Here is a 20,624-nt window from a genome sequence, read left to right on the forward strand (position 1 = left end):
GTCACCCTAAAGGAGTTAAACTTGGACAGCACAGAAGCGCACGACACTAACGATAACAATTTAGAAACCGCTTCCGCCTCCCCTGCGCAAACATCAGACAAACCCAAATATGTGGTTGCCATAGGCACGTCCGCCGGCGGCCTAGAGGCGATGATGGAGTTTTTCTCCAACCTCCCCAACAATACCGGGGCTGCTTACATCATCATCCAACACCTTTCACCCGATTTTAAAAGCCTACTGCCAGAGATTCTTAGCAACGCCACGGATATGCCAGTGATCACCGTGGGAGATGGCATGATTTTACAACCCGATAAAGTCTACGCTACTCCACCTCGTACCTCCTTAATGCTTGCCGAGGGCAAGCTTATACTTAACGAGCAAATCAACGACGGGCAACTGCACTTGCCGATCGACAGTTGTTTCCGATCCTTGGCAGAGGAACAGAATCACAAATCCATCTGTGTTGTGTTATCCGGCACCGGATCCGATGGATCACGCGGGGTGCGCTCGGTGAAGGAAGTGGGTGGTCTGGTCGCGGTCCAGGACCCAGAATCCGCAAAGTTTGACGGCATGCCTAAAAGCGCCATTAATACCGGCTTTGCGGATTGGGTGTTAACGCCTAAGGAAATCGCGTTACGATTGACTGAGTTTTTTAATCACCCGCTGGCCGCTGGGGGCGCATCCTCGATACAACAGGCCATTGCCAACGAAGACACCACGCTGGAGAAAATCTTTGCTGCCATTAAAGGCCATAGCTCACTGGATTTTTCACAGTATAAGGCGTCCACCATTGCTCGCAGAATAGAGCGGCGTATCAGTATTAACCAGCTGAGCAGCCTAGAGGAATATCACGATCTTCTGCTTAAATCACCAAGGGAGCTGCAACGCCTTAGCAAAGAGATGCTGATTGGCGTGACTAGTTTCTTCCGAGACTCAGAAGCCTTCGAGATACTGCGCAGCCAGATTATCCCGCAATTGGCAAAAGCGGCTGTAAAAGAAAAGGATTCGCTCCGTGTTTGGACTCCAGGCTGCTCTTCCGGCGAGGAAGCCTATTCAATGGCAATGCTGATCGCGGAATACACCAAACAGAATAATCTGAATTTGGATGCTAAGGTGTTTGCCACAGATATTGACCAGGATGCCATCACCCGAGCCAGTGCCGGGCGCTACAGCAAAGAAACTATCCAAGATATACCCGAACATTTAATTCAGACCTATTTTACTGAGCACGAAGACTATTACGAAATAGATACCGAAATAAGAAAGAAGGTTATTTTCGCTACTCATAACTTAATAGAAGACCCGCCCTTTTCCAATATCGACTTGGTGTCTTGCCGCAATGTTTTGATTTATTTCCAGCACGGAGCACAGAAAAAGGTACTGTCTTCGCTATTTTTTGCACTGCGCAAGGAGGGGGTACTATTCCTAGGTAGCTCAGAAAGCCTGGGCATTTTGAGTAACCACTTCGAAACGGTGGATGAGCGCAGCAAAATTTATCGCAAGGTTTCAAACCAACGTATCCCGCTTGGCGACAGAAAGTCTTTGGACAAATTGCACCCCGCCACCGCCTATGCCATGCCAAGCCTGCCGTTCAATACGATGATGGGCTCGCGCTCACATCGCCAGGGGCCGCAAAATCACTTCAGTGCTGTGCAGGAGCGGCTTATTAACGACTACGCCCCACCCACCATCGTAGTTAATGAAATATTCGATGCCATCCACGTTTACGGTAATGTTTCGGAGTATATTAACGGCTTTACCCCCGGCAAAATCACCAACAACGCTAAGGATATTGTCGTCCCGGATTTACGAGTGGCAGTGTCTACCGCCCTCTTCCGCTGCGAGCAAGAAAGCGAAGACATCTACTATAAAGACGTCACCTTTAAAGACAGTACCGGAGAGACAAAAACCATTGATCTCTCTATTGTTAATATCTTCCCGTCTGAGATAAGCCATAGCCCGCGCTTTATGGTGCTGCAATTTATTAACAAAAAGGTAATCGAAACCCAGGACAACTCTCCCACTGCAATTACCTTTGACGTCTCCAAGCAAAGCCAACAGCGCATCCAAGATTTGGAAAAAGAACTGTTGCGAAAGCAAGAGCATTTGCAGGTTACCGTTGAGGAATTAGAAACCACCAACGAAGAGCTACAATCGGCCAACGAAGAATTAATGTCTGCCAACGAAGAGCTGCAAAGCACTAACGAAGAGTTGCAGTCAGTAAACGAAGAGCTCTACACCGTTAATAGTGAGTACCAAGAGAAAATCATCCAACTCACCCAGGCTCACTCCGATCTAGATAGCGTAATCAACGCCACGGACATCGGCATTATATTCTTGGACCGTGAACTCACCATTCGTAAATACACACCTACGGCACGGGACTATATTAACCTACGTTTTGAAGATGTGAACCGCCCATTCCATCATATATCGCACGAACTCAATTACGATGAATTCCTCAGCGACATCGCTTTTGTTCTTAGTAATAACCAACCCAAAGAGAAAGAAATTTCCAGTAAAACAGATCAGTCACTATTGGTGCGTATCATCCCCTATACCAACAACGACACGCGCACCACCGAGGGCGTACTGATTACCATTACCAATGTTTCCAGGCTAAAATTTGTAGAGACCGCACTCCACCGTGCCCAAGAACAACTGCGCAATGCCCTGCTCGACCGGGCTGAACGGTTACAGAAACGATTAAAAACCAACCCCGAAATCAAGGTCGGCTTATTGGAAGACAACCCGGCAGACAGACGCAACATCACCCGTCTGCTAAACAATGTAACCGATCGTAAATTACATGTGGTTCCCTTTGCCACGGTGGAAGACGCACTACAAACTACAACCTCAGACGAGTATGATATTTTTTTAGTGGACTATAATCTTGGCGACGCCACCGCAAGAGATTTTGTTGAAGGTATGCGCGCCCAGAGAGTCGACATCCCGGTGGTACTGATGTCGGGCTACTCTGAAGCCGGTATCGACGTGGACTTTATTAATTCGGATATCTTTGACTTTCTCAATAAAGACGATTTAAGCAGTCAATTATTAGTGCGCAGTATTGATTACGTGCTAGAACGACGCGATATGAGCAAGGTTGTAGAAGCTATTCGCTAGATTAGATTCGCCACCACCCGGCTTACAGCGCCCCCCAATGAAGGCATAAACTCTGCTCTGAGACAAACAAGGCACGGTCTCGGAGCAGTCGTGACCGAGAAGCGATATGAAAAATACGAACTATCTCGTTGCTGTTCTGGCTTTTTTCCTCGTCAACTTTAGCGGCAATGTGGCTAAGGCAGCCAAGTCTGATAACACGCTCTACAATTACGTAAAAAGTGAGCACCAGTCTGGTAAGCGCGTTTACGGTATTGTGCCTAAACAAACAGGCGGGCCCTTTTTCAGCGAAATAGAAAAAGGCTGTATGGATGCAGCGGAGCAAATAGGCGTAACTTGTTTGTATTTTGGCGAACAGCAAAAAGATGCTCGGGCTCAACTAAAGGCCATTCAGGCTTTAATGGATGCGAACGTAGACGGTTTAGCCATCGCCGGCCTGCGCACCGACTGGATCCATAAAACCATTGGCAAACAACTGAAAGACTGGGGCAAGCCCATCATCGGCTTTGATTCACCGCTTTCCATGGAGCTCGCCCGCGCCTACGTCGGCACCCATAACTACTTGCTTGGCCGGGCACTTGGACGAGAGATTGTTAAATTAAAGCCCAACGGCGGTAGCTATTGCATTCACGCCGAGCGCCCGGACTCGCCCAACCACAACGATCGCATTCGCGGTGTAGAAGATATCTTTCGAGAATCCAACAACCCTGGACACTGGCAAGGCATCGCCGCCTGCCCAATTAGGCATTTTGGCCACGCAGAGTTAGGCGCGAAGCAGATGAAACGAATTTTAAATAAATTCGCTCCCGATATATTTATCTCCACCGGCGGCGGAGCACAATTCGTACCGCAGACATACCGCAAACTGGTTTCGCCCTGGCGGGATAAAATTGCCTCCGGGGAGCTAGTGATTGCGAGCATTGATACCACCCCAGGACAAGTGGAGCTGTTGAAAGAAGGGTTGGCCACCATCAACGTTGGCCAAAAGCCTTATGAGATGGGCTACTGGGCCGTAACCTTACTCAATATGCACGATAACGGCCAGCCCATTCCTCTAGTAGTCAATACCGGCTTGACTTTGTGCGACCAGCGGAATTACGCTACCTGTGCGCAGCAGAAACCCATCACGTTTAAGGTTAATGAAGTTAAACAAAACTTGACGATAGGCCAAATTCGCCGACCACAAAGTTAATTAACCGCCGTACTTTAGCCGGCAAAAATTCACGGTGCGGGTAGAGAATTTGTATCGGCCATCTCCTCATTGGCGTTCTTGAATAACCCAGTAGGATTTCCGCGCGATAGCAACAACGGCATCTCAGATAACTCTGCCAAGCATGTTGGCCGTTGGAACCGCCGCAACTGGCTAGGTGCCGCGCATACGATAAAGTTGGCCGTGAACAATGGTCTCGCAACCCAATCCGAGATCTTAACGTCCCCAATCCGGAAAGCGACATCGTTACCCTCTTCTTTTAAAGTTCAATTTTTTATTAGTCGAAACAATATCCAAATTAAAGTTCGTACGCTGTGCCATAAAGTCAAACAACACCGGCTTTAGTACATGCTAAGCCAAACTGATGGGTACGGTTACTCTGATACGCCCTGCGGGTGTTTGAAGGTCGCCCTCCAGCTGCTGTACTGCTGTTTTTAGCTCTTAATACAGCGGTAAACGACGATGATAAAAACGGGCCCCGGCTTCGCTTAGCGATAACTTACGGGCCGAGCGATACAGCAATTGATAGCCTAGTTGTTGTTCTAACTGCTGAATTCTTCGGCTCAGGGTAGAGGCTGGTACTGATAGCTCCTGCGCGGCATCGGTGTAACTGCCCCGGGACACTACCTTAACGAATAAATACGAATTGTGATAATCCATCACCGCATTCCATATTTGGGATCATTGTTTGCAAATTTAATCCTAAACTTAGTAGTACCACCACTTTAAACTCATGCATCTTTGGTACTTTCGCTACGCTGAACCCTCAACCAATACCCAGGAAAAAAATGCAAACTTCGGCGGAACGAGCACACACAACAGTTAATCACACGAGCTTTGCAAAAAACCGATCGGATTGGGGTGGCTGTGTGCATAGCCGTGGTAGACAGCGGCAGTAACTAAATCGCATTTTTGCCTATAGATGGCGCCTTTCTCGGGTCTGTAGACGTTGCGATTCGCAAGGCGAAGACGGCATGCCTATTCCCATTGCCTACACGGCAATTTGGCGAGCTCATAAGAAAGAGCATCTGTTAGGAATGGAATTGACTCAGGGTTTGATTGGTTTTGCGGGCGGGGAGCCCATGTTTGTAGGAGACGAGATGCAGGGGCCATTGGTATTTTTGGCGGCACTGCCGAGTAGGATGCCGCCATTGCTGAATGCACATTAACCGCTGTCTGAGGCCCGTGGCTGCCAAGCCACCGATACATGCACCCTCAGGCTTGCATCAGTGATAATTAGTCCAAGACCACGCACCATTTACGGCTACGCTAGCGGCGGACTCCACACTAGATTGCGGGTGCTGCATATTTTCAACAAAGAGCGATAACCCTTGGCTCGCGTTCTCACGGGATGTAAACGGCCCAACATCGATTTTTTCACGAGTAGAAAAATACCACTCGCCGTTAACCTTAAAAAACCGGTCTGAACGGTACCAAGCTCGTTCTTGTTCACCTTCACGTACATTCATAACACTCCCTCACAAAACGTGATGTACATCACTAAGTGTACGCAAATTATTCCAAAAGGTAATACCGCTTATCAATAAGCACCCCTTTTGTTTATATCAAATGGCGATAAAGAGCACTCTTTGGCGCTTGTTTTAATAACAATAATTCAAATTAGCAAAACGTCAATTTTCCCACGCTAATGCAACAGCGAACTTTGCTGCTTCTTCCTTCTAAATTAGAGTAAAAAATATTAGAGCACCCTACTTTAAGCAGGCCGTGATGTTCGGCCACACATACAGATTTAGGGAATGTGGTTGCAATGGCTTAACACCAAGAAAACAGACGAAATTGGAAATCCCACGAGCAATAAAAGCGGAATAAATAGGCTGGTAGAAATATCGATTAAAGAGAATGAAGAACAGATCCTAGCGGCTCCTGTCACTGCTGCCCTTTGCAGGGTAGCAATGACAGGTATCTTACCTAGAATTGAAGGATCTAGAATTGAGGGGCCTGATATCTAAGGAGATTGGACGTATTTATCCAGCTCTTGGTGCATATTTAATATCAGCTTCTCGTTGTGGCTGGCAAGCCATATTTGCCGCATGGATTTAGAACGGAGCCCTTTTTGGATACGCTCCAAATTACCCAAGTCTTGTCGAGGTATTAAATAAACTTGGTCAGGGCTGTTGGGCTCTGTAACCACCTCGCAGGTGGCGCGTTCCCTGGGTGCATCCTCTGGCAACGTACGAGTGGAGAATATCTCAAAGGTACCTTTGTTTGGGTCTTCTGGGTCTGGCATTGCTCTGTAGATCATGGCATTGCCGGCTTGCGGGAACACTAAAACATTCGGAAAAAGATAAATCATCCCGCCCCATTGGCTAAGAATTTCCGGTTTAGCCTCCGGCATAGGCCGATTCACTTTAGCAGCATCTGAATACAGTACTTTTACATATTCCGCGCCTAGGTTGTCATCTTCCCCCAACTTTCCTCGAAGACTACGTAACAGGTCGACGTCATGCTGCAACACCTGAGCATCCATACCGTCCACCAATAGTTGCAAGCGATCCGCCATAGCGTCAACCGGGTCTTTATCCGGGCCAAAACGTTTTACGTTACCCTGATAATTACTGGCTCGGCCGGCGTAGAAGCGTCCATGGCCATTGGCGAAGGATTCGTAATCAACGCTGTGATGACCATAGGCTTCGTACTCATCTTCGATAGTTTCGCCATAAATAAAATCAGCGGCAGCAGTTTCTAATTGAGGGTGGGTAGCCGGAACATGATAGCCCTCAAAAAAGGCCTCCTGCGCGGCTTTCCAATTGGAAGGTACTGGTATTTTTTTCCACCAATAGTGACGCATGTCTTTAATAATGCAGTCGTCTAATAATTTTTTTACCGGGGCTATGTATTCTTCAAAGGGGCCACAGTCGCGGTCGAAATTGATAAACACAAAGCCTGCGTATTCTTCGCAGGGGAGGGATTTTAACGCGACGTCACTATTGCATAGCTTGCCACCACGGAACTCGTGCCGCTCCAATACGTATTGATTCTCGCCCTCTGTGTTCCAGCGCCAACCGTGAAACGGGCAAATAATATTGCCGTGTTCAAATGAGCCCTGATCTAGGGTTAGGGCCGTGCCTCGGTGCGGACAGACATTGTGATAGGCCTTGATGCTATCTTCCGAGGTGCGCACCAAAAACACAGACTGATCGCCAATATCGTAAGTGATGAAATCATTAACGTCGGGAATGGCGTCCACCCGGGCAGCCACCTGCCAGGTTTTCGACCAGAGTTTTTCGAACTCCAAGTCGAGAAATTCTCGGTCAATATAACGGCCGACGCGGATGCCATGGTCCAAGGTTTTCCAGCGCTCGGGCCATTCACCCTGCTCTTGGGTGGTGGGAATAATCTTACTCACGGCTACCTCCTGCTCTAATTATTTTCTGGTTCGTGTACCGGTGCCATCGCAGTTAAGCACGGGGCGGTTCAACCCCCATCAAGATGAGCTAGGTACTTAGCCCATGCTAAACCTAATCAACAGTGTTGTCTATATAATGAGAAGGCGGGCTTGCCGTGGATCAGGTGAGCAACGTTTTATTCACCCAGTAATTCAACAGGCTGGCCCACTTTGGCGTATTTGAAACGGGCAATTGGCTGGAGCTCGTGGTAGGTGTCTAGTCCAGTTACCGCCACACTGCCATGCTCCGTAATGGCTAGGTGGCCGTCATCCGCTACGGCATCTTCCGGCAGGAGCACGGTTTGTATCTCTCCAATCACTAAATGCGTTTTGTTAACGGCTAACTCCTGATGGTGAACCAGTTTTAATCCAAGCTTTATAGCACTTTCGGCCACGAAAGGAGCCGGGATATTGGCAACAAATTGCGATGTAAGCCCGGTGGCACCGAACTCACTTTCGTCTTTATCGTAACGTGCGGATGTCTGGTGGGCTGCACTGAGAATATCTTGGTTGACGTGGTTTAGAGTGTAGTAACCGGTTTCCAATATATTATGCAAGGTGTGCCGAGGCACGGGATCGGGCCGGATAATCAACCCCATCAAAGGCGGCGTTGCGCCGACATGAAAAGCAGAGCTCATGATAGAGAGGTTGGTTCTGCCCTGCTTATCTTGCGTGCCGATTAAATTGGTTGCTTTTGCGCCGCTCAAGCAGTTAATAAACGCCGCCCTTTTGCGACTCTCCATATCTAAAATATCATCGATGCCGATCGACTGCATTGCCTCATCCTACCGCAAAAGCAAACCATACGGTGTTGCCACCAAAATAGATTAACGATAATCCAGTCCTTAGCCATCGGCGTAGTTTATTGGGCAGTCTAACGTCTTTTTAACTATCGGATACATTGTGACCAACTCCCCAGAACTAACCCTGTTTTACGACGGCGCCTGCCCTCTGTGCAGCCACGAAATCTCGTATTTACAGCGACACAACACGGCAGCCAAAGTTAGGTTTGTGGATTTGAACTCACCGGACATAAGGCAGGAATTTCCAGTGGTGGATATTAAAGACGCCCAGCAGGTGTTGCTGGCTATTGATCACAACGGGCTAATGTTACGCGGTATCGACGCTACCCACGCTGCCTGGCAAGGCGTGGGCAAAGGCGCCTGGGTGGCGCCGCTGAGGTGGCGCCTCTCACGACCTTTGGCGCTGCTCGGTTACGCTTTTTTTGCCCGTCACCGGCAGCGTATTTCGAGCTTGTTTAAACCACGCAAAGAGCGTTGCGATTGCAAGTAAATCCGAGGCCCAGCAGCAGACGGCGCGGCGGAGAAGCTCTGCGGTCAGTTACGGTTGTTATCTTGTTCCAAAAACTCAGCAGCCAAGCGCAAAGTCCGGGTGGCCAAGTGGGTTTCTTTCAGGAACAATAGCAAAGCAACGATGAGAGAACACATGGCCAATACAAAAGCCAAAACAATGACTTTGTCCACTGGCACAGTCCAATAGCTCCCAGAAAACAAAGTTACAACCAGCATACACACCAACAGCCCGCTTAAGGTACAAAACCCCACCGCCCAGTTAATCAGGCGAATGCGCCGTTGCAACACTTTAAGTTCGCGGTTGCTCTGCTCCAGCATGTAATCATCGGTAAGCACCAATATGCGCCGCTGCAACGTTCTGTGGCGATCCACAATTCGCCCAAGGCGGCCTGTCATCACATTTAAGAATCCAGCGATACCCGCCAGTAAAAATACAGGCGCGACTGCAATTTGGATTAGACGAGAAATTTCTGTGAGATGGGTTAATGGTTCCACAGCCGGGGGGCCTTCAAGCAGCTAAAACAAGCGCCCTAGCATACCAGAAAGTTGGCCGGCATAAAGACGATTAGCCGGGCGTTGTGTAGCTGGACCACAGTTACCACGAGCCTCACGTACCAGCAAATACACCGGTAAAAGCTGACCCCCACTGGCGCCGTTGGCTTACCGAAAGCCGGCCTAGGCCGGCTCGGGACTTGCCCCCTCTGGCAGAGACTCTGGCAAATGGCGGATCATTTCCTCGCAAACCTGGGGCGCATGCTGCTTGGTAATAAGGCCCAAATGATCGCAGGCGATGCGGCAGGTTTTAAATTCACCTCTGATGAGGTGCCACCACTGCTGATAATCCACGGTAACCGAACGCTCTGCCGTGGCTATTACCAACAGGGCTTTAGTCAGTTGCTGGGGCTGGGGTTTGTACTTGTAAACCGCTTTAGTCAGTATGCGGTTGAGGTGATCATGGCGGGAGAACACGGCGTTAAACTCATCTTGCCTGCCAACCACTTTTTTGTAGATAGCCTTAAGCGGCTCGCGCACGCTGTCGAGTAGGTATTTGCGTTTAATGGATTTAGGCGTGTAGCAGTCCAAAAGCACTAGGCTATCCACCGGCCTGCCCGCCTCGGCCAACCTACGACACAACTCAAAGCCAATAACACCCCCGAGGGAATAACACACCAGCACGATATCGCCCACCGGATACACATCTTGGATTTCGTCAAAGCATATTTGGACAACGTCTTCCAGGGTTTCCATGGGCCGGCCCAGCTTTTCAAAGCCCGGGTATTCCATGGCGTAAATCGGCATGTCATCCTGGAAGCGATCCACTACCGCCCGAAACGAAAACGCATCGCCAAACAAACCGGGCAGGCAAATCATGGCCTTGGGGCTTTTGCCGGGAGCATCATCTACGGCTTTTTTGTTGTGCAAGCTGGCAATGACGCCGCTGTGGCCCTGGTAAAGTAGCCCTTCAATGGCTTGTGTGAGCAGCTTGGGGGTTGGCGCCTCAATTAACACCGATATATTAACCGGTGCTGATATGGCGTTTTCCAGCTCCAGCGCTAGTTCAATGGCTTTAAAGGAGTCCCCACCCTCAACAAAGAAGTTACTGTTAACGTGCAGATCTTTCTTGAGTACATCGCGGAAGCAATTAAGAACACGCAGCTCTAACATGGATGCCGGGGTCTCGATTGCTCCGGATTCAGCCATGTTCGGGCTAAATTGCCATTCACTGAGCGCTTTGCGGTCTACCTTGCCAGAGGCGTTCAGCGGCAGCGCGTCCATGCACACAAAATGCGAAGGCACCATATAATGGGGTAAGCGTTGCGCCAGGAACTTGCGCAACTCGTCTGCGGTTAACGCAGTGGCTGCGAAGGCGATAATTTGAGCCGGCTCCAAGGAAGGGTTAAAGCTTACTGCGGCGTTGCCCACGCTGGGGTGTACTACCAGGGTGGCTTCAATCTCTGCTAACTCAATACGCTGGCCATTCAATTTTATCTGAGTGTCGCCGCGGCCGAGATACAACAGATTGCCATCGGCCAGCATTTGTGCCCTATCCCCCGTGTAATAAGCCACCGAGCCAGGCTGCTCGGGTACGGGCTTAAATTTCTCGGCGCTCAGCTTGGGCTGACCCCAGTAGCCCTGGGCGAAGTTGTCGCACATAACAACCAGTTCACCGGGCTCACCTTCGGCCACATCAGCGCCGGATTCATCGATAAGACGCAGGCTAACATCATCGTAGGGGCGGCCCACGGGAACCTGGGAGCCGGTCAGCTCAGTACCAGCATTAATTTGAAATCGCGTTAAACAGGCGGTTTCTGAGGTGCCTAAACCGTTGTGCACCGTAAAGTGCTGGCTAAAATTCTGTTGGTAAAGCGCGACGTCGGAGGTAAACAGAGGCTCCCCTACCACGTGGATATCACGCAGGCTGACCAGCTGCTCGACACACTCAGCAGTGTTAATGACCCGACGAAACAAGGTGGCGGTGCTGTACAGTAAACTCACCTGAGAGGATTCAATCCAGCGAATTAAATCGGTGGTGCTGCCGGCTTTGATGTCGAATACACACAGGGTAGCCCCGCTGTACAAAGCCCCAAAAATACAAAATACAGCGGGGGTATAACTGCAGGGCAAGGCCAGGGCGATTTTATCGCTCTGACTAATATTTAAGTCTGCAAGATAGTGCCCGGTTGAGCGCATCATACTGGCTCGGGAGTGTACAATAATCTTAGGCGTACCCGTTGTACCCGAGGTTGTCAGTGCGTAGGCAGGCAGATGTTTTTCAATTTGCTGTGGGGAGAACGGCGCTGTAGCCCGGGCGTCCCCCCCATTGGGCAACTCCACACTCAGCACAGCCATGACTACGCCACTGGCATGGGCCGCCAAGGCCAGTGCCTCGGCCCGCTGCTGGTTGGCAGCATCGGCGATGATTATGCCCGGCTGAAGAGACTCTGTAATGGCAAGTAATCGCGCTTCCGGCTGGCTTGGGTCTAGCGGCAGGTAGGCTTTGCCGGCCACCACGGCGGCAACAATACCGGTGATGACCTCTGCACTATGGTTGGCTAACACCGCTACAAACTGGGAAGGTTGACCGCTGGAGTTGGCGGACGCCCGAGATTGGATTAAAGCACTAAGGTTACCAATGGTTGCCCCAAGCTCGCCGTAGGAGATTTTACGGCTACCGTCCTCGATGGCCATGGCCAATGGAGTTTGCAACACCCATTGCCAAAACCCTTGGTTGAACGGGCAATAGTCATTGTTTTGAATGTTTTGACTTGCATTTACCATCCGATTCCCCTTCCCTTGAGCATCGTGCAGCTGCATTGAGTTTATGTTTGTGTGCCTACTCTGCGTTCGCTATATAAGGTATTCGCTATATAAGGTATTCGCTATTTAGACGCTTACAGTTTCTGCGCCTAGCGCCTACCCATCGAGACACTGATCAATCAAAATCGACTGCTGTAGATCACGTAAACCAAAGCTCGACAGGAGCAGCTTTACATTGACAGAGCCTAATTACTGGCGGTGCCTAGGTTACTGGCAGTGCCGAAGCAACTGGTTGCCTACGTACTTATACGGCGACGCCGAGTTTTGGTTTGTAAAATTTTATTAAGATATTGCGGGTCTTCTGACACGCCAATTTTGCAAAAATTGTGCAAGCAGAGGCTGATAGTATAAAGTTTTCACCGTCAGAGCAAGCGGCTGCGCCAACTTAACTTAAATTAAATAATTACTAAAACTGCTTAAATACTAGTATTTTTGGCAATGACAATGAGGGGAAAGTGCTAAAACGCCAACAACACGTGGCAAGTGCAATACAAAGACAACTGCATAAAAGCACCACAACTAACCAAACAGTCAATCCACGGCTCGCAAACCCGAGATCGTAAAATCAAGGTAATAAATTATAGTTAGGAGAGGATTCATTTGGAGTTTGGTTTGGCAGAGGAACTTAGCCTTCTAACAAGCCCTTTTGCCGCAAGAACTCTAAAAAGCGCTCGCTGGTGAGAGGCTTATATTGATAATCGACACCAAACTCCTCCGCTCGGGTTTTATCCCGTTCATTCAAAGATGACGTTAAGAAAATCACCACGCACTCTGCCTGGTTAGCTTCGTTTAAGGATTGGTATTGTTCTAAAAATCCAAAACCATCCATGGCAGGCATATTGATATCGAGAAAGATAACGTGGACAGTTTCCGTTTGACATCTCAACCAATCCAAGGCTTCTTCAGCCATAGTGAAATCACTCAAGACGCGACCAACGCCGGATTTCTCAACCACCCGGCGGTGGATGTAGTTATCAGCAAGGTTATCGTCGATTAACACTACGTTGATTAAATTCGCTTTATTCATAGCAGCACTTTAATTGATGATTTCTAAAACATCATACCTAAACCAAGACGGGGAACAATAGCTCGATACGCATACCCTGACCAACCTCGGAGCTAGCGGTAACCTTCCCGCCATGTAACGTCATCACTCGGCGTACAATGGCAAGGCCGAGCCCCGTTCCGGCGTACTGGGCCGAGTCATGGAATTTAGAAAAGTAATCAAACATTTTTTGGCAGTGTTCTTTGGCCAAACCTACTCCGTTGTCAGTAACTGACACCTGGTAACCCTCAGGCAGCTTACGGTTCTGCACGGTTATGGTCAGCGCTGTATCTGGCGAGGCGTACTTCATACTGTTTTGAAAAATATTCAGGAAACAGCGATATATCAAAACGCGATCCCCGCGCAAGTTTTGCTCTCCATTAAATTCCACGCGCCACGCTTGGTCGATCTCACTAAACTGCAAATCTTTTTTAACTTGGTCAACCACGGTGGCCAGATTGAATTCTTTTGCCACCACAGATTGGCTAGCGGACTCGATACTGGATAGGTCTTGCACCGAATCGAGTAACCGCTGCATATTCTCTAGCTGTTGATCTATCAGCGGAAATACCGCTTGGGTATCTGCGCTATGGTCAATGGCATACTCCTGTTTAAGTATGTCAATCAGCCCAACGAGGCTACGCAGAGGCGCTTTAAGATCGTGGGAAGCCGCATAGGACAGCGTGGTTAAATCTTCGTTAACTTGTTGCAGTTGCTTGGCCCAGCGCTCCGTCTCCCTGGCTTCCATGATCTCTGTTACATCCGTATGTGCACCCAGCATGCGTATTGGCTTGCCGCTGCCATCTCGTAGTACGATGCCCCGGCAACGAACCCAGACCCATTTTCCGGATACATGCTTATAGCGAACGTATTGATCGTAGGGGTGATTGGGGTCGGCACAATGTTTTTCAAAATTACTCAGTGCTGTTTCTAGATCTTGTGGGTGAATTAGATCTTGCCACTCGGCACTCAGATGTTGCTTGGTCGACGGATCTATGCCCATGGTGAGCCAGAACCTTGGGCTCATCCACTCGTGCTCAGGATTCTCTAAATCCCAATACCACAAACCATCCAATGAACCCTGCTCAATAAAATCCACCACGGTAGAATCTGTTTTAAACAGCTTATAAAGCTCTGTTTGCAGGTAGTTCGTTGCCATTATTGGGTGAACCTTTTCGATTATCAGGAGGCCACTATACTACGGAATCACCACTGTGTAGCCATAATGGGCGCCAATGGCCGACTATCCCTCAACTATGAATTTGGTCAGCACCAAGAGATTCTATAGGCGTTATCAGCGAATTTCTAACCGGGGGTAGCCACGATTATTCAGCTCTATGGGCTCAATATCGTATTCCTGGAAGGGAGGAACAGAAAGGTCATCAGGCGGCGCCGCAAGTTGGTTAAGATCTACCGCGCGAGCAACTCCACGAATCACCCCTTCTGATTGTGTCAATTCGTAGTAAATGCCGTTGCGGAAATTAGTCCCAAATTCTTTTGGCTTTTTGTACATAAACAGTAAGTCTTAGGATAACCACCGCAAATCATCGGCACTTATTCTACGCGGTTGTTCATAGGGGTATTTTAGATGGCACCAGAGCTCCGAGGACTCAAGGCACTTCATCTCTTTCATGGACAGAAAGTAATCTGTGAAACCCTCATAATCGATTGCAACCAAAAACTCTGCACTACTGCTATCGGCGGTAAAATTAACTTCGCCAATAGTAACTTGGCCGCCTGCGGTATCGATTAAATAAATCGTTTTTTTACCCGCTGGAACCTCAGCGCACACAAATTCAGGGAGCAAAAAATATAAAAGATTATCAACTTCCAGCAACAACTAACACCGATGCGGGATTTGGCAGTAGACATAAAGTGGATCTTTAGCTTGGGTTATTATTGTTGTCCTTAGTTTTTTAGCAAAGCCGCCCATAGTCGCGCGTTACACATGGCTATGAGCTTTATTGGCGCTTTTTTAGGCAAAATCTACGTGGCTTGCCAAAACGCCACGTAGATTAATGGCTCAAGTATTATTGCTACGACGAATGCCGAGCAACCTTGCACAATCAGTTTCGGTTTGAGCCAACCATACCGTGTATCTGAGCTCTAGTCAGCTAAGTGTAATATCCAACCTACCAATTGATCGGCTTGCTCCTCGTTAAGCACTGCGGAGTTGGGTGGCATAGCAACACCACTTACCTCGCCTTTCCAATGGCTCTGGTAGGGGCTGGAACCTTTTAAGACCGTTTGTGTTAACTCCTGCTTTGCCTCCGGACGGCCCCGGTATTTCTCGGCCACCTTTTGCCATGCAGGACCAATGGGTTTAAGACCATTAGGGCCCTTGCCGCCAGCGGCTATTGAATGACAAGTGACGCAGCCACTGCTTTGCGCCAAGTTAATCATTTCTACATCATTGCTTGTTTGCTCGGCGCCAACGCCAACCATAGGCACCCCAGCCAATGCAATGCCCAACAAACCGTAAAGCGGTACCAGAGACTTCATGTCACAACTCCTTAAGACTATTACTGGGTGGTCACGTACCACCAGTGAAAGCATAAGAAGTTTCTGGCCGGGTTACCTATCCTTCTAAAGTACTGATACCAGGCTTTGCTGACTTACATCAAACCGTGCGGGTAAGAGAGAGCAAGGCTCAGCACAAGCAATTACCGCACCGGCCAGCGCTGGCTTGGATGTAACCGCCACTGCGGATGTAGTCATTGTGCGCGGCGCGTCAGATCAACTGGATTCCGAAACCGTCACCGGCAGCGCAGTAACGGATGAAATTGAGTTCGATACAAATCCTAATCTTTACCTTTGTCATACTTGTCGGACATAAATTGAATCTTACAGAGTTTGATTTAAGCAACTGGTGTCAAACCACTGTGTTCTATGTCCTCTTAATTTCCTTTTTCATAGCGGTTTACTTCAACTGCTCATAGCTAATCCAAGGATGTTACGCAGACATAGGAAAATGGTTAATAAAGCTATCAAAAAAATCTGAATCAACACAACGAAACGGACTCAGGCGCCTATCGTTTCTACTTATTGCCATTATAAAAAAAGACTTATCCCATGCATTGAGTTCACAATTTTAGTATTCTTCTTTCAGGTTCTTTTAGCCACGGCCATCACGAGTGCAGTATATTCCGCCTACAGCAAACTAAACATGAATCCCTGAAACCTAAATTCAACTTAGGTCCGAAAACATCTAAGGGGTAGTTTGCAACAACTTCTATTTTCTCACAGACCGTCGATAATTGTAGTTAAGCCAACACATCCAACCCCTTATCAGCCACTAAATTAAGCAGCTTTAGCGATGACCTGTTGGTTTTTATAGCACCTTGCTCCCACTTCTGAACTGTAGATATACTGGTGTTTAAGTAAGCCGCAAACACGCCTTGACTGGCGTGATTTTTCAAGCGAATACGCTTAATTTGCACAGCGGTATATTCTTTTACCGGAGGCAAATATAAGGCGTCGAACTCACGCAACGTGGCATCTTTCATAACACCGGCAGCGTGCAGATCTTGAGCCGTTTCATGAACAGAATTCAATATCGATTTACCCATTTTTCTCTACCTCTATCAACGCGCCATTCTTAATGGCCTCAGTTAATGCTTTGTCACTATAACTCAGCAATTCTTTTGCCAAGCGCTTCAAGGCATTAAGTTCGTCGACACTAATATTGGCGCGAGCATACTTGGCAAAACCGTAGACAAAAACGCTTTGTCGCCTAAGCGATAAGTCAATAAAGTGCGCACACCGCCGCTTTTACCGCGGCCACCCACTGCCATAAGCTTTTTGACAACGTGGCCGCCCAGATCGGCATCAATTAGGCCCCGCTCGATTTCATCAACGGCGGCCCGCAATGCATCGTCACCCACACCCTCTTTAACCGCCCATTTGCTATACGTTTTGTTTTTAAGTATTCGCATGAGCTACCCTTTCTAACACCGGCAAAGTGTAGCGCCTGGTGTTATACTTTGCCACACCCTCCAAGAACACAAAAACCGGCGCCAACGGGCGCCCTGCCTTACCGTCCGCCGAGGAGTGGGCAGCTTGCCTGCCCACCCGCAGGGGGATACGCACGGCGGTTGGTGCTGATAAGAAAGCTGAACATTTCCCGTGCGTGAGTTGCTCACTTTGTGCGGAGTTAAGCCCCTGGGGGGCTGCGCGGAAGGCGTGGGGGAAAACAGCCAAGCAACCAGCCCGACTGCCCGCCTTTAGCTGCTGACGTTGGCACTGGGTTAACTACAAAGCACAAACATATTAGCCGGCAATGGGTTTACCCGAGACGGCGGGCAGTTTTACTCGGGCGGGGAATGAGCGCAGCGAATGGGGGAGGCTTGGCTAGAAGAGAGGCCGCTTGGACTGGCACGGGGGTTGCCTGGTGGACGGCGGTATAAAGCCTGAATTTATTTTAGCGGCTAAAAAGGGATGATAATTTCTCGGCCACTCCAGCAACACCCGTGACAGGCTTAGCAGCCGCATTATTCTACTGTGCAGTGCGAAGCACTGCCCGCAGGCGCGTAGCGCCGGAGGTCGAACTGTCCAGGTGGCACGATGCAAGACCTTACCCTCATGCCTGCATTGACAAAACTGAGTCGCAAAAGTCTTGGGGTGGACTGTAATTGTGCTCAAGAATATAGTGAATAATTAAATCCGGAGCTGCATATAGAGTGTCACTTCCCATTGAAGGAACTCTAAATTCCGCCGACCCCAAGTTGAAATTTTGCCCTAACTCATTAGTTACTTTTACCAAACCGGAGGTTTCACACAAATCGCAATAATGAAACCCCCGCGTTTTTACCACCCTTCCATGCCATTTTGACAATAATTTTTCAGCCAATTCTACATGGGGATTCTCCGAGACATTGTAATCTTCCCCCTTACAAAGCCAGCCTATATTTTTAACGTTTTCGCCCAAACCGTCCGGGTGATAAGAGTAATCACTTAAATCTTCAAAATACATTTAACAACTCCAAACTCCATACTTCAAAATTTTGACTTCTCGCTAAAACACCAGGCGCATATAGTAGTGTCTTTGTTATCAATGATGCTTTTAATTTGGGAATTCGACATCTTTGAAACATCGTGGACATTTACATTTGGAGCGCCACCCCATCGAGCAAAATCTTCATCATAGAAGGCAGGCTTGTATACTAAGTCGCCATCAGGGGTGCCGTGTGTACCTGTCAAAATATCAACTTGTCCAGAACTGTTATCCACTATACGAGCAAAATCATTTTGCGTAATAGCATCTGTGGACACGTGGACACGCCCACCCTCAACTGTTGATTTGGAATAAAACTTCGAGCCTTCGTAAGAGTCGGTTAAGGGGTCGTAATCTGGTGGAATTATCTCTTTAGGTCTTGATATTGCTCTTACTTGACGATTTGGATCTTCTTTAGCAGCGGTTAGTCCGAGGGGATCTGTCCACTGTACAGGATTGACTACGTATTTATAATTATTTATCCCCCCCAACAACCCAATAGGATCCTGTTGGGTAAACCGCCCCACCTCCGGATCATAGTACCGAAACCGGTTGTAATGCAGCCCGGTCTCTTCATCGAAGTACTGCCCCTGGAAACGCAGATTATTCTCTACTTGTGGGTTATCCGCAAGGGCGAGGCTGCCGTAGGCTTTGTAGTTGGCGCTCCATACCAGCTTGCCTTGGGCGTTGCTGATTTCTTGTGGGGTGCCTAGGTGGTCTAGGTGGTAGTGATAGATCTTGCCTTGTTCTACGAAGGCTAGAGGCTTGAAGGTACCCGGCTCGAATAGGTAGGTTTTATCTGCTAAGTAAGGCTCTTTATCCGGGCTGAATTCTTGCTGCTCTCGCCCGCCTTGCCCATCTTCCCCCACCTCCTGATCCGCGATGTATCGCTCCGATAGCAGTACGTCGTCGTTCCATAGGAACTCGGTGCGGGTTGGGCTATCGTCGATAGTGGAGGTTTTACTCACGCGCCGGCCAAGGGCGTCGTATTCGTAGCGGGTGGTAGCTTCGCCGTTGTCTACCTGTATTAATTGGTTGAGGCAGTCGTATTGATAGTGGGTGACCAGCTTGCCGCCCTTGCCTCGGCGCTCACACACTCGGTTGCCACGCTGGTCATATTCGTAGTGGCTGTCGCCGTAGAAGCCATTTAAGACTTCCAAGCGGCTATTTGGGCTGGGCCGGCACGTCTGAAAACAGCCAAGTATTTAGCTCGCACTTAATCGCTGACATGGCACAGCGTTAACTACGAAGCACGAATAAATTAGACGGCAATGGGTTTACCCGAGCCGGCGAGTAGTTTTACTTAAACGCGGAATGAGTACCGCGAATGAGGGAGGCTAAGCTAGAAGACAGGTCGCTAGGACTGGCGCGGGGGTCGCGATGTGTAGGGAAAGCACGAATGCCGCGGGGGCATGGATGCCCAGGAGCGGCCTGGTGGGCGGCGGTAAAAAGCCTAAATTTATTTTAGCGGCTAAAAGGGAATGATAATTTTTCGGCCACACCAGCAACACCCGTGACAGGCTTAGCAGCCGCATTACTTTACTGTGCAGTGCGAAGCACTGCCCCCAGCCACGCGTGGCTGGGCTGAACGGACGGTTTGCAGTTGGAATCTGGCGCGGTGTGAGCATGGCGGGCGGGTTGCGCTTTTTTGCAAGCCGTGTGACATGCGGATAGGTGGTTAGAAGTCCAACCTCTCCTGTAGGTCTCCACGAACGTATTCAGTGAAAGAACCTATATTGTGCATTACCGTTGCTCTAACATAGATAAGTGAACCACCGTTCTGTTCTTCAATCCCAATAACCACCGAGCAATGGGTGCTTCTGCAATTCAATTTATCCCGTTCAAACTCTTTACGCAGTAGGTAATCAACGTATTTTCCAGCGTTTTTATATGGGATATACATCTTACTACCAGACTCGGCGACCTGCGGTGCGCCGTCAATCGTCGCCGAAACATAGTTACTCTTTGCAACGACAGGATACTCCTCGGCCAGCTTAGTTAAATGCTCTTTTGTGTCACCCTCAACAAAGAACTCCATTTCGCGAACGGTCTTCTCAGCTGGCCCATCATCAACTATCACGTCACGATGCTCTACCAACCAATTATCAAGCTTTCTAACGCTGGAACATGAGCACAATAAGACAACACTTAAAACAAGAAGAAATACTGGCTTTTGATTCTTCTCATATTTCACAATGTACGCCCCCAGATTTTAC

General features: G+C 48.9%; 20 protein-coding genes and 2 pseudogenes. 5 read left to right on the forward strand and 17 right to left on the reverse strand.

Going from position 1 to position 20,624, the window contains the following annotated elements:
* Positions 1-21: 21 nt before the first annotated feature.
* Together ACGHM3_RS18750 and ACGHM3_RS18755 are read left to right on the forward strand one after the other, a co-directional pair.
* Positions 22-3,126 carry a CheR family methyltransferase gene (locus ACGHM3_RS18750; RefSeq protein ID WP_345422254.1) on the forward strand — a complete coding sequence of 1,035 codons (3,105 nt, stop codon included), beginning with the start codon at positions 22-24 and terminating at the stop codon, positions 3,124-3,126.
* Between the two features lie 106 nt (positions 3,127-3,232).
* Positions 3,233-4,315 (forward strand): substrate-binding domain-containing protein, encoded by a 1,083-nt coding sequence (locus ACGHM3_RS18755; protein ID WP_345422251.1) that lies wholly within the window; start codon positions 3,233-3,235, stop codon positions 4,313-4,315.
* A gap of 29 nt (positions 4,316-4,344) precedes the next feature.
* On the opposite strand, the pseudogene ACGHM3_RS18760 reads toward ACGHM3_RS18755, so the two are convergent.
* Positions 4,345-4,569, reverse strand: a pseudogene (locus ACGHM3_RS18760) (hypothetical protein); the annotation flags it as partial.
* A 205-nt stretch (positions 4,570-4,774) separates the two neighbouring features.
* On the reverse strand, positions 4,775-4,993 hold the full coding sequence (locus ACGHM3_RS18765) for a LysR family transcriptional regulator (protein ID WP_345422248.1): 219 nt from the start codon (positions 4,991-4,993) through the stop codon (positions 4,775-4,777).
* Between the two features lie 252 nt (positions 4,994-5,245).
* On the opposite strand from ACGHM3_RS18765, the gene ACGHM3_RS18770 reads away from it, so the two are divergent.
* Both ACGHM3_RS18770 and ACGHM3_RS18775 read left to right on the forward strand, forming a co-directional pair.
* Positions 5,246-5,368 carry a heme-binding protein gene (locus tag ACGHM3_RS18770; protein WP_390517419.1) on the forward strand — a complete coding sequence of 41 codons (123 nt, stop codon included), beginning with the start codon at positions 5,246-5,248 and terminating at the stop codon, positions 5,366-5,368.
* A complete protein-coding gene (locus tag ACGHM3_RS18775; RefSeq protein WP_345422245.1) occupies positions 5,308-5,502 on the forward strand; it encodes a hypothetical protein in 195 nt (64 codons plus the stop codon). The genes ACGHM3_RS18770 and ACGHM3_RS18775 overlap by 61 nt, the downstream gene beginning before the upstream one ends.
* A 57-nt stretch (positions 5,503-5,559) precedes the next feature.
* On the opposite strand, the gene ACGHM3_RS18780 is transcribed toward ACGHM3_RS18775, so the two are convergent.
* The 3 genes from ACGHM3_RS18780 to ACGHM3_RS18790 form a co-directional block, all read right to left on the reverse strand.
* On the reverse strand, positions 5,560-5,802 hold the full coding sequence (locus ACGHM3_RS18780) for a DUF6316 family protein (RefSeq protein ID WP_345422244.1): 243 nt from the start codon (positions 5,800-5,802) through the stop codon (positions 5,560-5,562).
* Positions 5,803-6,299: 497 nt separating this feature from the next.
* Positions 6,300-7,700: an aromatic ring-hydroxylating dioxygenase subunit alpha gene (locus ACGHM3_RS18785; RefSeq protein WP_345422241.1), complete on the reverse strand. Its 1,401-nt coding sequence runs from the start codon at positions 7,698-7,700 to the stop codon at positions 6,300-6,302.
* Between the two features lie 176 nt (positions 7,701-7,876).
* Positions 7,877-8,515: a flavin reductase gene (locus ACGHM3_RS18790; protein ID WP_345422238.1), complete on the reverse strand. Its 639-nt coding sequence runs from the start codon at positions 8,513-8,515 to the stop codon at positions 7,877-7,879.
* A gap of 127 nt (positions 8,516-8,642) precedes the next feature.
* Here ACGHM3_RS18790 and ACGHM3_RS18795 point away from each other — a divergent pair, with 127 nt between their 5' ends.
* Positions 8,643-9,032, forward strand: coding sequence for a DUF393 domain-containing protein (locus ACGHM3_RS18795; protein WP_345422235.1), 390 nt, complete (start codon positions 8,643-8,645; stop codon positions 9,030-9,032).
* A 44-nt stretch (positions 9,033-9,076) separates the two neighbouring features.
* On the opposite strand, the gene ACGHM3_RS18800 is transcribed toward ACGHM3_RS18795, so the two are convergent.
* From ACGHM3_RS18800 to ACGHM3_RS18855, 12 genes and pseudogenes are all read right to left on the reverse strand, one after another.
* Positions 9,077-9,547 (reverse strand): DUF2721 domain-containing protein, encoded by a 471-nt coding sequence (locus ACGHM3_RS18800; RefSeq protein WP_345422232.1) that lies wholly within the window; start codon positions 9,545-9,547, stop codon positions 9,077-9,079.
* A gap of 180 nt (positions 9,548-9,727) precedes the next feature.
* Entirely contained in the window at positions 9,728-12,331 is a 2,604-nt protein-coding gene (locus ACGHM3_RS18805; protein WP_345422229.1) for an alpha/beta fold hydrolase, read from the reverse strand.
* 664 nt (positions 12,332-12,995) lie between these two features.
* The gene (locus ACGHM3_RS18810; protein WP_345422226.1) at positions 12,996-13,397 is read right to left on the reverse strand and encodes a response regulator; all 402 of its coding nucleotides are present in this window, start codon (positions 13,395-13,397) and stop codon (positions 12,996-12,998) included.
* Positions 13,398-13,434: 37 nt separating this feature from the next.
* On the reverse strand, positions 13,435-14,574 hold the full coding sequence (locus tag ACGHM3_RS18815) for a PAS domain-containing sensor histidine kinase (protein WP_345422223.1): 1,140 nt from the start codon (positions 14,572-14,574) through the stop codon (positions 13,435-13,437).
* Between the two features lie 135 nt (positions 14,575-14,709).
* Positions 14,710-14,928 carry a hypothetical protein gene (locus ACGHM3_RS18820; RefSeq protein WP_345422220.1) on the reverse strand — a complete coding sequence of 73 codons (219 nt, stop codon included), beginning with the start codon at positions 14,926-14,928 and terminating at the stop codon, positions 14,710-14,712.
* A gap of 12 nt (positions 14,929-14,940) precedes the next feature.
* Entirely contained in the window at positions 14,941-15,252 is a 312-nt protein-coding gene (locus ACGHM3_RS18825) for a hypothetical protein (protein ID WP_345422217.1), read from the reverse strand.
* Positions 15,253-15,521: 269 nt separating this feature from the next.
* Positions 15,522-15,917 (reverse strand): c-type cytochrome, encoded by a 396-nt coding sequence (locus ACGHM3_RS18830; protein ID WP_345422215.1) that lies wholly within the window; start codon positions 15,915-15,917, stop codon positions 15,522-15,524.
* Between the two features lie 761 nt (positions 15,918-16,678).
* The gene (locus ACGHM3_RS18835) at positions 16,679-16,984 is read right to left on the reverse strand and encodes a transcriptional regulator (RefSeq protein WP_345422212.1); all 306 of its coding nucleotides are present in this window, start codon (positions 16,982-16,984) and stop codon (positions 16,679-16,681) included.
* Positions 16,977-17,350 (reverse strand): annotated as a pseudogene (locus ACGHM3_RS18840) (type II toxin-antitoxin system RelE/ParE family toxin). Before ACGHM3_RS18840 ends, ACGHM3_RS18835 begins: the two are co-directional and overlap by 8 nt.
* A 644-nt stretch (positions 17,351-17,994) precedes the next feature.
* Positions 17,995-18,387 carry a hypothetical protein gene (locus tag ACGHM3_RS18845; RefSeq protein WP_345422209.1) on the reverse strand — a complete coding sequence of 131 codons (393 nt, stop codon included), beginning with the start codon at positions 18,385-18,387 and terminating at the stop codon, positions 17,995-17,997.
* 23 nt (positions 18,388-18,410) lie between these two features.
* Entirely contained in the window at positions 18,411-19,568 is a 1,158-nt protein-coding gene (locus tag ACGHM3_RS18850) for an RHS repeat-associated core domain-containing protein (RefSeq protein ID WP_345422206.1), read from the reverse strand.
* Between the two features lie 518 nt (positions 19,569-20,086).
* A complete protein-coding gene (locus ACGHM3_RS18855) occupies positions 20,087-20,602 on the reverse strand; it encodes a hypothetical protein (RefSeq protein WP_345422203.1) in 516 nt (171 codons plus the stop codon).
* Positions 20,603-20,624: the final 22 nt, after the last annotated feature.

Origin of the sequence: Halioxenophilus aromaticivorans (genome assembly GCF_042850945.1) — a bacterium.
In the GTDB taxonomy this organism is placed as follows: Bacteria; Pseudomonadota; Gammaproteobacteria; order Pseudomonadales; family Cellvibrionaceae; genus Halioxenophilus; species Halioxenophilus aromaticivorans.

What these genes read in the sequence shown, in the direction of transcription:
- ACGHM3_RS18755 (WP_345422251.1), top strand. Translation starts at nt 3,233, where the DNA reads ATGAAAAATACGAACTATCTCGTTGCTGTTCTGGCTTTTTTCCTCGTC.
- ACGHM3_RS18765 (WP_345422248.1), bottom strand. Translation starts at nt 4,993, where the DNA reads ATGGATTATCACAATTCGTATTTATTCGTTAAGGTAGTGTCCCGGGGC.
- ACGHM3_RS18775 (WP_345422245.1), top strand. Translation starts at nt 5,308, where the DNA reads ATGCCTATTCCCATTGCCTACACGGCAATTTGGCGAGCTCATAAGAAA.
- ACGHM3_RS18780 (WP_345422244.1), bottom strand. Translation starts at nt 5,802, where the DNA reads ATGAATGTACGTGAAGGTGAACAAGAACGAGCTTGGTACCGTTCAGAC.
- ACGHM3_RS18790 (WP_345422238.1), bottom strand. Translation starts at nt 8,515, where the DNA reads ATGCAGTCGATCGGCATCGATGATATTTTAGATATGGAGAGTCGCAAA.
- ACGHM3_RS18805 (WP_345422229.1), bottom strand. Translation starts at nt 12,331, where the DNA reads ATGGTAAATGCAAGTCAAAACATTCAAAACAATGACTATTGCCCGTTC.
- ACGHM3_RS18810 (WP_345422226.1), bottom strand. Translation starts at nt 13,397, where the DNA reads ATGAATAAAGCGAATTTAATCAACGTAGTGTTAATCGACGATAACCTT.
- ACGHM3_RS18815 (WP_345422223.1), bottom strand. Translation starts at nt 14,574, where the DNA reads ATGGCAACGAACTACCTGCAAACAGAGCTTTATAAGCTGTTTAAAACA.
- ACGHM3_RS18820 (WP_345422220.1), bottom strand. Translation starts at nt 14,928, where the DNA reads ATGTACAAAAAGCCAAAAGAATTTGGGACTAATTTCCGCAACGGCATT.
- ACGHM3_RS18830 (WP_345422215.1), bottom strand. Translation starts at nt 15,917, where the DNA reads ATGAAGTCTCTGGTACCGCTTTACGGTTTGTTGGGCATTGCATTGGCT.
- ACGHM3_RS18835 (WP_345422212.1), bottom strand. Translation starts at nt 16,984, where the DNA reads ATGGGTAAATCGATATTGAATTCTGTTCATGAAACGGCTCAAGATCTG.
- ACGHM3_RS18845 (WP_345422209.1), bottom strand. Translation starts at nt 18,387, where the DNA reads ATGTATTTTGAAGATTTAAGTGATTACTCTTATCACCCGGACGGTTTG.